The organism is Polaribacter septentrionalilitoris (genome assembly GCF_009832745.1).
Taxonomy (GTDB): domain Bacteria; phylum Bacteroidota; class Bacteroidia; order Flavobacteriales; family Flavobacteriaceae; genus Polaribacter; species Polaribacter septentrionalilitoris.
Window position 1 is genome coordinate 140,500 of sequence record NZ_VRMJ01000008.1, and the last position, 13,101, is coordinate 153,600.

The 13,101-nt window shown below is 31.5% G+C and carries 10 protein-coding genes and 1 tRNA gene; 5 read left to right on the forward strand and 6 right to left on the reverse strand.

What is annotated here, in order from left to right; genetic code table 11:
* Positions 1-182: 182 nt before the first annotated feature.
* From FP421_RS01875 to FP421_RS01890, 4 genes are all read right to left on the reverse strand, one after another.
* Complete coding sequence (locus tag FP421_RS01875; RefSeq protein ID WP_159947057.1) at positions 183-833, reverse strand: HAD family hydrolase; 651 nt, start codon at positions 831-833, stop codon at positions 183-185.
* On the reverse strand, positions 820-2,145 hold the full coding sequence (locus FP421_RS01880) for a D-arabinono-1,4-lactone oxidase (protein WP_159947059.1): 1,326 nt from the start codon (positions 2,143-2,145) through the stop codon (positions 820-822). The genes FP421_RS01875 and FP421_RS01880 overlap by 14 nt, the downstream gene beginning before the upstream one ends.
* Before the next feature lie 194 nt (positions 2,146-2,339).
* Positions 2,340-6,677: a DNA polymerase III subunit alpha gene (gene dnaE / locus FP421_RS01885; protein WP_159947061.1), complete on the reverse strand. Its 4,338-nt coding sequence runs from the start codon at positions 6,675-6,677 to the stop codon at positions 2,340-2,342.
* A gap of 152 nt (positions 6,678-6,829) precedes the next feature.
* The gene (locus FP421_RS01890) at positions 6,830-7,276 is read right to left on the reverse strand and encodes a ferritin-like domain-containing protein (protein ID WP_159947063.1); all 447 of its coding nucleotides are present in this window, start codon (positions 7,274-7,276) and stop codon (positions 6,830-6,832) included.
* Positions 7,277-7,576: 300 nt separating this feature from the next.
* On the opposite strand from FP421_RS01890, the gene FP421_RS01895 reads away from it, so the two are divergent.
* From FP421_RS01895 to FP421_RS01905, 3 genes are all read left to right on the forward strand, one after another.
* A complete protein-coding gene (locus FP421_RS01895; protein ID WP_159947065.1) occupies positions 7,577-8,113 on the forward strand; it encodes a 30S ribosomal protein S16 in 537 nt (178 codons plus the stop codon).
* A 14-nt stretch (positions 8,114-8,127) separates the two neighbouring features.
* Complete coding sequence (gene rimM / locus FP421_RS01900) at positions 8,128-8,652, forward strand: ribosome maturation factor RimM (protein ID WP_159947067.1); 525 nt, start codon at positions 8,128-8,130, stop codon at positions 8,650-8,652.
* Positions 8,653-8,654: 2 nt separating this feature from the next.
* A tRNA-Ser gene (locus FP421_RS01905) sits at positions 8,655-8,741 on the forward strand.
* 48 nt (positions 8,742-8,789) lie between these two features.
* Here the strand turns inward: FP421_RS01905 and FP421_RS01910 are convergent.
* Entirely contained in the window at positions 8,790-10,376 is a 1,587-nt protein-coding gene (locus FP421_RS01910; RefSeq protein WP_159947069.1) for a family 16 glycosylhydrolase, read from the reverse strand.
* A gap of 112 nt (positions 10,377-10,488) precedes the next feature.
* Here FP421_RS01910 and FP421_RS01915 point away from each other — a divergent pair, with 112 nt between their 5' ends.
* Positions 10,489-11,211: a tRNA1(Val) (adenine(37)-N6)-methyltransferase gene (locus tag FP421_RS01915; protein ID WP_159947071.1), complete on the forward strand. Its 723-nt coding sequence runs from the start codon at positions 10,489-10,491 to the stop codon at positions 11,209-11,211.
* Here the strand turns inward: FP421_RS01915 and FP421_RS01920 are convergent, their stop codons facing one another.
* Entirely contained in the window at positions 11,212-12,582 is a 1,371-nt protein-coding gene (locus FP421_RS01920; RefSeq protein ID WP_159947073.1) for a saccharopine dehydrogenase family protein, read from the reverse strand. It lies immediately after the preceding gene.
* Positions 12,583-12,652: 70 nt separating this feature from the next.
* Between FP421_RS01920 and FP421_RS01925 the strand changes: the two genes are divergently transcribed.
* Positions 12,653-13,030 carry a DUF423 domain-containing protein gene (locus FP421_RS01925; RefSeq protein ID WP_159947075.1) on the forward strand — a complete coding sequence of 126 codons (378 nt, stop codon included), beginning with the start codon at positions 12,653-12,655 and terminating at the stop codon, positions 13,028-13,030.
* The last annotated feature ends 71 nt before the right edge of the window (positions 13,031-13,101 follow it).

Sequence of the window (13,101 nt, forward strand, 5' to 3'; positions counted from 1 at the left end):
AAAAATCTTTGAATTATTGCTTTTGGAGTCTGTAATACGCGTTAAGGATTTAGTCTTTCTTCAAGCTCAAAAGAGTTTTTTGTTTGATCTCTTTTTTACTTTTTCAGCAAAAAGAGTGATTGTCTTTCGTCTACACTCAAGACAAAATCTAGCCTGACCTGAAAGGGAACGCCCTAAAAATTTTAATAAGTTAAATATTGATAGGCTTCAAACAATGTAGGAAAAACCAAATGACTCCCAGCTGCTTTAAGCTCTTCCTCAGGGTATTGAGTTAAAATACCAATAGGAATCATACCTGCTGCTTTTGCTGCTGTTGTGCCTGTTAAACTATCCTCAAAAACCCATAATTCTTTAAAATCACTTTGTTTAAAACCCAACGCTTTTGCTAAAGTTTTGTATGCTTCAGGATGAGGTTTAGGTTTCTCATAATCTTGTACACCAAAAACTGTTTTAAAATCTAAATTTAGATGATAAACACTGTTCTTTAAAAATTGTTTGGTGGCGTTACTTGCAATACCATAAGGAATCTTTTTTTCTGATAAAAAAGCCGTAAATTCTCTTACACCCGGCAATAATTTAGGTACTGTAAAATAGGTGTCTAAGTGTTTATCTTTTAACTGGTATAATTCTTTTGTTTGGTCATTTTTACCTATAACACTACAAAAATATTCAGCAATAATCATGGGTGATTTTCCTGAATGAAATTTTGGGAAAGGCACAATTTCTTGATCAAACAGTTCTTTGAAAGCCGATTTCCAAGCAGAAAAATGGCTTTCAAAACTGTTTACAATTACACCATCAAAATCGAATAAAAATCCTTTAGGCAATTTCATTTACTAATTTTTTAGCACCCACTAATTTTGTTAAATACGGGTTTAAAAACTTATTTGTGGGGTCTAATTCTTGTCTAACTTCTTTAAATGCTTTCCATTTTGGATAAATTTGAGACAATTCTGCATCTTTTGCTGCAAAACGTTTTCCCCAATGTGGTCTACCACCATATTTTAAGAAAATATTTTCTATAGTTTTAAACGCTTCATAAGTATCTGCAGTTGCTGCATTTCTAGATACACAACCCATGGTTACTGTATCGTGTCCATAGGCATAACTTAACCAAGATTTGTCTTGATATACAAAACGCACATCCATTGGAATATGAATAAATGACTTATTATTCCATTGGTTAATAACTGTTTTTAATTCTTTAAAAACTTCTGGAAATTTATCTAGACTTACTGTCCATTCTGCCAATTCTAAAGTAGATCCTCTAGATTTGGTAACAGTGGCTTGGTACAGAGTACCTTTATGTTCTTTTTTAGAGTTGAAGAAAGCTTTTGCAATAATTTTATTTGCAATTGAAGTTATCCAAGGAAATTTATGAGAATACTTATACAATATTTTAGAAACCGTTCTTCTATGTTTTAAGTATTTAGGGCCTGTATTTTCAATTACTTCTTGATTTTTGTCAATTTTATCTCCAGTAATCACATATCCTGTATCTGTGTGAGGCAACCATAAAATTCTTAAAAAGTCGTGCTTTTTTAATCTACTTTTAATTTTTGGCAACCATTCGCTATCTTTTTCTGGACCTTCCTTAATATGCAATGTGTAAGCAGGTTCACATTTAAAAGTTACTGTAGACATTACACCTAACATCCCTAAAGAAACGCGAACTGCATCTATTAAATCATCGTTTTCTGTAATGGTTTTTACGCTTCCATCAGCAAGTACTAAGTTACATTCGGTCATGTATTCACATAACAATTTACCACTTGTACCATGGGTTCCTGTAGCTAAAGCACCACCAATGGTAATGGTATTAATATCAGGTAAACAAGGTATACACCAACCTACAGATTCAACAGCTTCTAGTAGCTCACTTAAGATTAAACCAGACTGAACTGTAATTGTTTTTGCATTATAATCGTAAGAAACAATTTTATTATAACTTGTCATATCTATCAACACATCAGTACCAGCGGCAATATCTGCAGAGGACTGTTTGCTTCCAAAAAAACGTATTTTTTCATTATTAGCTACAACTTTTTGAAGCTCCTCCTCAGAAGTAATGTCATACTTTGTAAGGTAGTTATACTTTAGGTTTTCATTCCAGCTAACCCAAGTTCCGTTATTTTTTTGTTTCATGTTAATTTAATTTTGTTAAACAAAATTACAGAATAATAAGGTTAACGAAGTTTTTAAAATGTTAAGAAAAACCAAATTGAGTTTCTAATAAAAATAGATGTGATATTTAATGAATTCCTTAAAATAATCCTTTTAAAAAAGTCTTTTTAATTATAATCATGAATATGCATACTCTTAAGGTGATAAAAAAACAATTAATTTAGTTTAAAGTTAATCTGTTGTTGTTCTAAAATGGCCAACAATTCATTAGAAACTTTAATTTTTGTGTTTCTACTAGGTAAATTCACTTCTATTTTATCTCTTGCATCCCAAATGGTAAATCGTAAAGATTGTTTACCTATATTATTTTTTAAAATACTTTCTAGATTTAGAATATTTTCTTCGTTAACTTCTTCGACAGGGATTTTTATAGTGAGTTTTTTACATAACTCGTCCATAATATCATGTAATAATTTAAAATCTGTAAATTTAATTCTAGGCTCTCCAGTTACACCATCTTTATTAGTCCAACCTGGTTGAATGGTCGCTCTCACATATAAGAATGAATTTGGAACTAAAAAATGTTTGTATTTTAAGTATTCTTCACCAAAAATTCTGAACTCATTACTATCTCCATAATCTTCAATAGTAAATGCAGCCCAACCTTTTCCAGCTTTAGAAACTCGATGTTGCACATCTGTAATAATGCCTGCAAAAGATAAATTATTACCTACAATCTTTTGTAAATCACTTTTAAAATCTTTTAATTTGGCATTACAAAAAATCATTTCATTCTTAAAATCATCTAAAGGATGTGCAGAAATGTACATTCCAATAACTTCTTTTTCTTGTGATAATAATTCCATAGTACCCCAAGTATCACATTCTGGAATATCAGGTTCTGGAAATTGTACATTAGATGCTTCTCCAAATAAAGAAACTTGGGCAGAATTTAAGTTTTCTTGGTACTTATTACCAAATTTCATTGCACGTTCTAAAAAGGTTTGTCCTTTTTCATCTGTTGCAAAATATTGTGCCCTGTGTGTATCTATAAAAGAATCAAAACCACCTGCTTTTATTAAACTGTCAAAAGATTTTTTATTTGCAGCACGTAAATCAACACGTTTTGCCAAATCAAAAATAGACGAGTAATTTCCATTTTCTTCTCTTTCTTTAATAATTGCTCTTACTGCTGCAGCTCCTACACCTTTAACTGCAGCCATTCCAAAACGAACTGCACCATCTTTGTTTACAGAAAACTTTAAAAAAGATTCGTTTACATCTGGTCCTAAAACTTCTAGTCCCATTCGTTTACATTCTTCCATAAAAAAGGATACTGATTTAATATCGTTCATATTGTTAGAAAGTACAGAGGCCATATATTCTGCAGGGTAATGGGCTTTTAAATAGGCTGTTTGGTAGGCAATCCACGCATAACAAGTGGAGTGACTTTTATTAAAGGCATAACTTGCAAAAGCTTCCCAATCTTTCCATATTTTTTCTAATTTTTTTGCATCGTGTCCATTTGCAGCAGCTTGTTCAATAAATTTTGGTTTCATTTTATCTAAAACCGCAATTTGTTTTTTACCCATGGCTTTACGTAAAACATCGGCTTCACCTTTGGTAAAATCTGCCAATTTTTGCGAGAGTAGCATTACCTGCTCTTGGTAGACTGTAATTCCATACGTTTCTGCCAAATACTCTTCCATTGCTGGTAAATCGTACTCAATATCTTCTGTACCATGTTTTCTATTGATAAAACTTGGGATATATTCCATTGGTCCAGGTCTGTACAAGGCATTCATTGCAATTAAATCGGCAAAAACGGTTGGTTTTAAAGAGCGCATGTGTTTTTGCATTCCTGGAGATTCATATTGAAAAATACCAACAGTTTCTCCTCTTTGGAATAATTCGTAGGTTTTGATATCATCTAAAGGGAAACTTTCAGGATCTAATTCTACACCATGTTTTGCTTTCACAATTTTTACGGTGTCTTTGATTAGAGTTAACGTTTTTAATCCTAAGAAGTCCATTTTTAACAAACCTGCAGATTCTACTACAGAGTTGTCAAACTGAGTGACGTACATGTCAGAATCTTTTGCTAAAGCAACAGGAACATAGTTAGTAATATCTCCAGGAGTAATAATTACACCACAGGCATGAATACCAGTATTTCTAACTGAGCCCTCTAAAATAGTAGCTTTATTTACAGTTTCTGAGGCCAAATCATTTCCTAAAGCAAGGTTTTGTAATTCCTCAACCATTACTTTTTCTTCGGATCGTAACCCTGCTATTTTGCCTTTACTTTTAGCGTCATCACCAAAAATATTTTTCAGTTTTACACCTGGAATTAACTTTGCAATTCTATCGGCTTCAAACAATGGTAAATCTAAAACTCTAGCTGTATCTCTAATAGAAGATTTTGCAGCCATGGTACCATACGTAATGATTTGTGCTACTTGGTTGGCACCATATTTATCAATTACGTAATCCATTACTCTACTTCGTCCTTCGTCGTCAAAATCAATATCAATATCTGGCATTGAAACACGCTCAGGATTTAAGAAACGCTCAAAAAGTAAATCGTACTTTATAGGATCTATATTGGTTATCCATAAGCAATAAGCAACTACAGAACCAGCAGCAGAACCACGCCCTGGGCCAACAGAAACGTCCATATTTCTGGCTTCTCTAATAAAATCTTCAACAATTAAAAAGTATCCTGGGTAGCCTGTGTTTTCAATAACAGAAAGTTCAAAATCTAAACGTTCTTTAATGGCTTCTGTGATTTCTCCATACCGTTTTTTAGCACCTTCATAAGTTAAATGGCGTAAGAAATTATTTTCTCCACGTTTTCCTCCATCTTTTTCATCTTCAGGATCTTTAAATTCATCTGGAATATCAAAAGCTGGTAATAAAACGTCTCTGGCTAAGGTGAAGATTTCAATTTTATCTACAATTTCTTGAATATTGCTAATCGCTTCAGGAATATCTGCAAAGAGTTTTTTCATCTCATCTGTAGACTTAAAATAATATTCTTCATTTGGCAAACCATATCTGTAACCACGTCCTTTTCCTTTTGGAGTAGCTTGTTTTTCGCCATCTTTTACACATAATAAAATATCATGTGCATTTGCATCTTCTTTATTTAAATAAAAAGTATTGTTGGTTGCAACAATTTTAACATCATGCTTTTTAGAAAATTTCAGTAAAGTTTCGTTCACAATCTTTTCATCTTGTTGATCATGACGCATCAACTCAATATAAAAATCTTCCTTAAACTCTTCTTTCCACCATAGCAAAGCTTCTTCAGCTTGTTTTTCTCCAAGGTTTAGAATTTTGCTAGGTACTTCACCATAAAGATTTCCAGTTAAAACAATAACATCCTCTTTATATTTTTTGATGATTTCTTTATCAATTCTTGGTACGTAATAGAATCCATCAACAAAAGCAATGGAAGACATTTTTGCTAAATTGTGATATCCTTTTTTGTTTTTTGCCAATAAGACTACTTGATAACCGTTGTCTTTTTGAGATTTATTGGTATGATCTTCGCTAACATTAAATTCACAACCTATAATGGGTTTTATTGGTTTTTCTGCGTCTTTGTTATGATTTAAAACAGCGCTTACAAAGTGAAATGCAGCCATCATATTTCCAGTGTCTGTCATTGCCACAGCAGACATGTTATCGTTTGCAGCTGCTTTTACAATATTACCAATTTGAATGGTAGACTGTAATACAGAAAACTGTGTATGATTGTGCAAATGTGCAAACTGAACCTCTTTTAATTCTGCTAAACCTACAGAAGTTGATTTTTTTGTAACATCAACTTTTAATTTTTCTAGACGTTTACGAATCTTGTCACTTTCTCTTTTTAGATTGATGTGTTTAAGACCAATTACTTGAATGGGTTTTGGATTTTCTTCAGAAAAGTTTTTGAAATAATCAGCATCAACATCCAATTGTTCTTTGGTAAATTCACGCAAACGAATTAACTCTAAAAAACATCGAGTTGTGGCTTCAACATCTGCAGTTGCATTGTGCGCTTCACCAAAACCAACTCCAAATAAATGGTTGTGTAATTCCGTTAACGTTGGGAGTTTAAATTTTCCTCCACGTCCGCCAGGAATTTGACACATTTGTGCCGTTTTTTCTGTACACGTATCTAAAACAGGGAGTTCTAATAATTTATTTTCAACCCCAAGTCTATGAAATTCACACCCCATAATATTTAAATCAAACTCTACATTTTGACCAACTACAAATTTGGTTTTCTGTAAAGCTTCATTAAATAGTTGTAACCCTTTGTCTAAATCAATACCTTGTTCATCAGCTAATTCAGTAGAAATTCCATGAATTCTCTCCGCGTCATAAGGAATGTTAAATCCCTCAGGTTTAATTAAAAAATCATTATGCTCAATAAGATTTCCCATTTTATCATGTAGTTGCCATGCAATTTGGATACATCTTGGCCAGTTGTCAGTATCTGTAATAGGTGCATTCCAACTTTTTGGTAAACCTGTAGTTTCAGTATCGAAAATTAAGTACATAAATGGTGTTTTTGCTGATAAATTTGGGAAGTTAAAATTACAAAAACATTGATGATTTTTGACTGATTATTTATTGTGACTTATCAACAAAAAAAGTCAACCCAATGAAAGGTTGACTTATAAATTTAATTGTTAATTTAATGAGGTTGCATTTATGCTAACTCTTCTTCTACCATTAAACTATTAATTGCAGATTGTATTTGGTGCTTTTGGTTTTCTAACATTGTTCTAGTTGATGGGGCAAAAGCGTCTTCTTTTAATATTTCGCTGTATTCATCTAAACTTGCTTTTTCTCCACGAATTGCTTCTTCTAAAATGGCTTCTTCATCATTTGAGCTAAATAGAGATTTTAAAGACATCCAATTTCTATGCATTGTTCCTTTTATAGAGCCATCTTCTTCTGGTATTTGTCCATAACTTAATATCTCTGTTCTTATGTTTTTAGCAAACTCACTTCTTTCTGAAGCTCTTTTTTTAAAAAACATTTTTAATTTTGGACTATCAATATTATCTGCAGCATTAAGGTATCCTTTCTCTGCGTCATAATTTTTTTCTAATAATTCATTTATTTTTTTTGAAATTTTTTCACTGTACTTCATATTGTCGTTTTCATTTTAAATTTCAATAATTTCTTTTGAGATGCTTATTGTTACACATCTGTTGCAAAATTAATTGATATCTATCCTTAGGGTTTGCTGATAAGGTTTTGTTTTTGACTCATTTGAGTTTTTAAGAAAAGTGTAATCTTTTTTTAAAGAGCAAAGCATTTTAATTTCTGTAAAATTTATTGAAAATTAGTGATTTAGATTAAAAAAGGTTTTGTAATTTTGCGCCCACTTATCACGAGATGGTAAGATTTTTAATAACCAAGGTCGAGAACCTTAAAAAATTAACAAATTATGTCTGTAAAAATCAGATTACAAAGACACGGAAAAAAAGGGAAACCATTCTATTGGATAGTTGCCGCTGATGCACGTGCAAAAAGAGATGGACGTTACTTAGAAAAAATTGGAACGTACAACCCAAATGTTAACCCTGCAATTATCGATTTAAATGTTGATAAAGCTGTAGAATGGTTACAAAATGGTGCACAACCAACAGATACTGCAAAAGCAATTTTATCTTACAAAGGAGCTTTATTAAAGAATCATTTAGCTGGTGGTGTACGCAAAGGAGCTTTAACTGAAGAGCAAGCTGAAGAAAAATTCAAAGCTTGGTTAGAAGAAAAAGAAGGTAAAGTTTCTACAAAAGAAGAAAAATTAGCAAAAGCTGATGCTGATGCTAAAGCAAAAGCTTTAGAGGCTGAAAAAGCTGTAAACGAAGCAAGAATTGCTGCTGCACAACCAGAAGAAGTAGTTGAAGAAGCTACAGAAGAAGTTGCTGCTGAAGCAACTGAAACTGCTGAAGAAGCAACAGAAGAAAAAGCAGCTGAGTAAATTTTTAAACGATAATGCGTAAAGAAGATTGTTTTTATTTAGGCAAAATCGTTAGAAAACATAGCTTTAAAGGTGAGGTTGTTATCAAGTTAGATACAGACGAACCTGAGTTGTATAAAAATATGGAATCAGTTTATGTCGAATTTGGCAGTAATCTGGTTCCATTTTTTATTGACAAAAGTTCGTTACATAAAGGTAATCAGTTGCGTGTTCAGTTCGAAGATGTGTACTCTGAAGAAGAAGCCGATTCTATCTTAAAATGTGGAATTTATTTGCCACTTGATTTATTGCCAAAACTTACAGGTGATAAGTTTTATTTTCATGAAGTAATTGGTTTTACGGTTGTTGATACAAACTTTGGTGAAGTAGGAACTATTGTTCATATAAATGATAAAGCCGCTCAACCACTTTTTGAAATTGACAGAGAAGGAAAAGAAATATTTATTCCTATGATTGATGATTTTATCAAAAAAGTAGATAGGGATACAAAAACTGTTCTTGTAGAAACTCCTGAAGGTTTAATAGAATTGTATTTATAACTAGAAAGGTGGCCGAGTGGTCGAAGGCGCTACCCTGGAAAGGTAGTATACTGGTAACGGTATCGAGGGTTCGAATCCCTTCCTTTCTGCAAAAAAAAATATAATCCTTTGATAATTATATCAAAGGATTTTTTTATTTATTCAAGAAAAAGCTTTTTAATTGCTGTATTGTTGCCTGAAGAAATTTTTAGAAAATATAATCCTTTTGGTAAATTTTCGATATTAATTTCTCTATTGTCTGTGTATTTTTGTGAATATACTTTTTGACCAATATTATTAAATAGTATAATATCATCAATTTTTTCTGTAGTCTTTATTTTAAAAGACCTAGAAACTGGATTGGGATACACAGAAAAATTACTACTGAAATTTTCATCAACACTTGCAGTATTGGTGTTTTGATAAATTCTTACATAATCTACAAGCATACTGCTTTCTGTAAAACTAGGGCTTACTGCTCCAGAAATACCTCCCATTGCAAAATTAATCAACAAAAATTGAGGTTCATCAAAAGGCCAACCATCGTCTACACCATCAGAGTTTACGTCTGTAAAATTTGCGGGTTTTTTATAGGTATAATGTACTTCACCATCTACTAAAAAAGTAATTTGGTTTGGAGACCAATTCATAGAAAATACATGATAGGTATTTGCAACATCTGTTAAAGGTTTTGTTTTAGTATTTACAGTTCCTCCAAAGCTTGAACGCGTATGAAGCGCACTAGAAACAGTATTTGTTGCGTGTAAACCATGTTCCATAATATCTATTTCTCCACAATCTGGCCAAGGTGTTGTGCCAAAACCTTGGGTTTGCCAATAAGCACCTGTTTCGCTAATATTTTTTCCTAAGGTCCATATTGCAGGAAAAGTACCTTCTCCTTCTGGCAGTTTTGCTTTAACATCAACTCTACCATAAGTAAATGCAAATTTTGAGTTTAATCTTGCTGAAGTAAAATCTCTAGAAACACCATTTTGGACAATGGTTTTTCTTTTAGCCACAATATGTAAATTATCAGCTGTAACAAAAGAGTTCTCTGTGCTATTTGTGTAGTGTTGTACTTCTCCATTTGCCCAACCACCATTTACAATTCCTATAGTTTGATGATGCCATTTACTAGTATTTAATGTATTTCCATCAAATTCATCAGACCATACCAAATCACTATATACAACATCTAGCTCATTTGGGTCTGTGGGTGTGGAACCATCAGAAATATCGTCTAACAAATAGGTACCTGCAGTTGTAACGCCTAAGTCAATAAAAATTACCAATTTGCTATAAGTTCCAGATGAATTTGTAGTGTTATTGGTACCTGAAAATGTAGCGTTAGAAAAATCGAAAATAAGGTTTTGCCAGTTTGTTGCATTTCCACTTGCGATAGTTTGTGTTACTTCTACATCTGCATTGGTTCCATTTTCTAATTTTAATGTAATTGTATGTTGATTCGGATCAAAAGCATAAAATGAAAAAGTAATTTCTTTTTGATTTGTTAAATCTATATCTCTATTTAAATCAATATAAAAACCTTGATCTGCAGCTGATCCATTATTATTAAATTGTCCAACTTTATTAGAAGAGTTTGTAGGGTCATTAACTGTAGCAAAACTAGAACCTGTGAATCCTGAAAAAACATGATTGCTATTTTCGAAATCAATAGGCATCTGTTGTGAAAACGATACTAAGGTTACTAAAATAAAAAAGGCTAAGATGTAGAAATGTTTCATAAAATAGTTTTTTGTAAAAATAGCTACAAGAATCTTTTTTTAGAATTAAAACACCAATACAAAAACCATACATTATGTTAAAAACCCTAATTTTTCGTTGTATTTTTGACAAATGACAAAGCTATTTCAATTTAAAGAGTTTTCTGTAAATCAAGATAAAACTGCTATGAAAATAGGAACAGATGGCGTTTTATTAGGTGCTTGGAGTTCATTGGAAGCTTTTCCTGACTCGATTTTAGACATTGGTTCTGGAACAGGAGTACTCTCTTTAATGATGGCACAACGTTCTGATGCAATGACTATTGATGCAGTAGAAGTTGATGAAAATGCATACGAACAAACTGTTGAAAATTTTGAAAATTCAGATTGGGGAGATCGTTTGTATTGTTACAATGCAACTTTTCAAGAATTTGCTAAAGAAATTGCTGAGGAAGAAGAAACTTATGATTTGATTATTTCTAATCCTCCATTTTATACAGATGATTACCAATCTGATGATATTGCTAGAAATAAGGCTAGATTTACATCATCTTTAACTTTTGAAGATTTACTATTTGGAGTTAGTAGAATACTTTCTGAGAATGGAAGTTTTTCAGTAATCATTCCTTTTAAAGAGGAAAAAGAATTTGTTGATATTGCAACTAAAAATAACCTTTTTTTAAATAAAGTTTGTCATGTTAGAGGAAATCCAATATCAGAAATTAAACGAAGTTTATTAACGTTTTCTTTTCGTCAAAATGAACTTGTAAACGAGGATTTGATTATAGAGGTTGAACGTCATCAATACACTGAAGCGTATATCAATTTAACGAGAGATTTTTATTTAAAAATGTAATTACCCATTTACACTTTGTGGGTTATACCCTAAATAGGGAACTTTTCTTTCTGTAAATTGTATTCCGTTTTCTGCTAGTTCATCTAAAATAGGTTTGTAAATTTCTTTAGCTATAGGTATTTGTACACCTATAGTTTTTATTTCCTTTTTTAATATTTTTAATGCTGCAATTCCTACAGGTAAGCCTACCGTTTTTGCCATGGCTGTATACGTTTGATCCTCACCAATAACCACTAAGCTACTTTCTATTTGACGTTTTTCTCCATTAATTTCATAACCAAAAAGATGTTGCATTACTATCATATCTTTGTCATCATCTTTTAATGTCCAAGAGTCTGATAATATTTTTTGCAAACCTTGTGCTGGAGTTGCATTTTCAATTCCAATTTTTTTGGTATCACTAAAAATATCTAACTCTACTAACTTTTCCCACATTACATCATCTTGGTCTATTTTTAAATAAGAACGTAATTTTAATTCTACAGAATCTGAGGGTGAATAGGCTAAAAATAAGTTTACAAAATCACGATAACTCATATTAAAAGAGTTTTCTATAGTGTAAGAATCATCTGTCATCCCCAATTGAATAAAAATATTCCAAGCTCTAGAAAACCCTACTTTTCTTATGGTGCCTCTATACATTGTGGGTATATCATCCAAACCATAGACACTTCTGTATTTTAAAGAATCTCTATTAGCATAAGCTTCAAATTTTCCACTTCCATTGATATTTAAAAATTCAGTTCTACGAAACAATTTATGGTAGGGAATATATTTGTAAGTTCCCTCTTGAATAAATTTAGCAGCTCCACCTTGCCCCGCCAAAACAACATTTCTAGGATTCCAAGTGAATTTATAGTTCCAAAGATTATCATCGCTTTCAGGAGCTATTAATCCGCCAGTAAAAGACTCAAACAATAATATTTTAGCATCATTTTCACGAATTCTATCTATCACCTGCATTGCACTCATATGGTCAATTCCTGGATCAACACCAATTTCATTCATTATAATCAATCCTTTTTGTTTGGCAGCTTCATCTAATGTTTTCATTTCTTTTGAAACATAAGAAGCTGTCACCATATTTCTATGATAGTTAATGCAATCTTTGGCTACTTCTATATGGAACCTTGCAGGTAACATTGAAATTACAATGTCAGATTTTTGGATGAATTCTTTACGTTGTTCTGCGTTAAAAACATCAAAAACAACACTTTTTGCATTTTCATGATTGTTGATGAGTTTGTCTGCTAGATTGATGGAAATATCACCAATTGTTAAAAATAAATTTTCATCATAAGATTTTTCTAACAAATATTTAATCAAGTAAGAACTTGACTTTCCTGCACCAATAATTAGAATGTTTTTCATCAATAATAACGTATTTTTGTCTTAAACGAAGATACTAAAATTGTTTAAAATTTAACAAAAACAATATAAAATGTTTAAAAATTTAATAATCACATCATTTTTAGGAGTTTTAGCCATTGCTTTAGGCGCATTTGGTGCTCATGCACTTAAAGATGTATTGACTCTTCAAGAAATCTCAAGTTTTGAAACTGGAGTCCGTTATCAAATGTATCATGTAATTGTACTTCTATTTGTGAATATTTATAAAGAGTTTACTGCTGCACAAAAAAATAGAATTAGCTTCATTTTTTTCTTAGGGATTATTTTATTTTCAGGTTCAATTTTTCTAATTCATTTAACACCAATTACAGCTAAACAAATATGGTTTATTACCCCTTTGGGAGGCGTAATGTTGATAATTGGTTGGTTGTTAATGATTGCTATATTTTTAAAGAAAGTCAAAAAATAGTGATAAATTCATAATTCTTTCATCAAAATTAATCAGTTTTAAAATATTGTTTAATTTTGTAGCATATAAAA

Excerpts from the sequence above, each read along its gene's own strand:
- FP421_RS01875 (WP_159947057.1), bottom strand. The coding sequence starts at position 833 with ATGAAATTGCCTAAAGGATTTTTATTCGATTTTGATGGTGTAATTGTA.
- FP421_RS01915 (WP_159947071.1), top strand. The coding sequence starts at position 10,489 with ATGACAAAGCTATTTCAATTTAAAGAGTTTTCTGTAAATCAAGATAAA.
- FP421_RS01920 (WP_159947073.1), bottom strand. The coding sequence starts at position 12,582 with ATGAAAAACATTCTAATTATTGGTGCAGGAAAGTCAAGTTCTTACTTG.
- FP421_RS01925 (WP_159947075.1), top strand. The coding sequence starts at position 12,653 with ATGTTTAAAAATTTAATAATCACATCATTTTTAGGAGTTTTAGCCATT.
- FP421_RS01890 (WP_159947063.1), bottom strand. The coding sequence starts at position 7,276 with ATGAAGTACAGTGAAAAAATTTCAAAAAAAATAAATGAATTATTAGAA.
- dnaE (WP_159947061.1), bottom strand. The coding sequence starts at position 6,677 with ATGTACTTAATTTTCGATACTGAAACTACAGGTTTACCAAAAAGTTGG.
- FP421_RS01910 (WP_159947069.1), bottom strand. The coding sequence starts at position 10,376 with ATGAAACATTTCTACATCTTAGCCTTTTTTATTTTAGTAACCTTAGTA.
- FP421_RS01880 (WP_159947059.1), bottom strand. The coding sequence starts at position 2,145 with ATGAAACAAAAAAATAACGGAACTTGGGTTAGCTGGAATGAAAACCTA.
- rimM (WP_159947067.1), top strand. The coding sequence starts at position 8,128 with ATGCGTAAAGAAGATTGTTTTTATTTAGGCAAAATCGTTAGAAAACAT.
- FP421_RS01895 (WP_159947065.1), top strand. The coding sequence starts at position 7,577 with ATGTCTGTAAAAATCAGATTACAAAGACACGGAAAAAAAGGGAAACCA.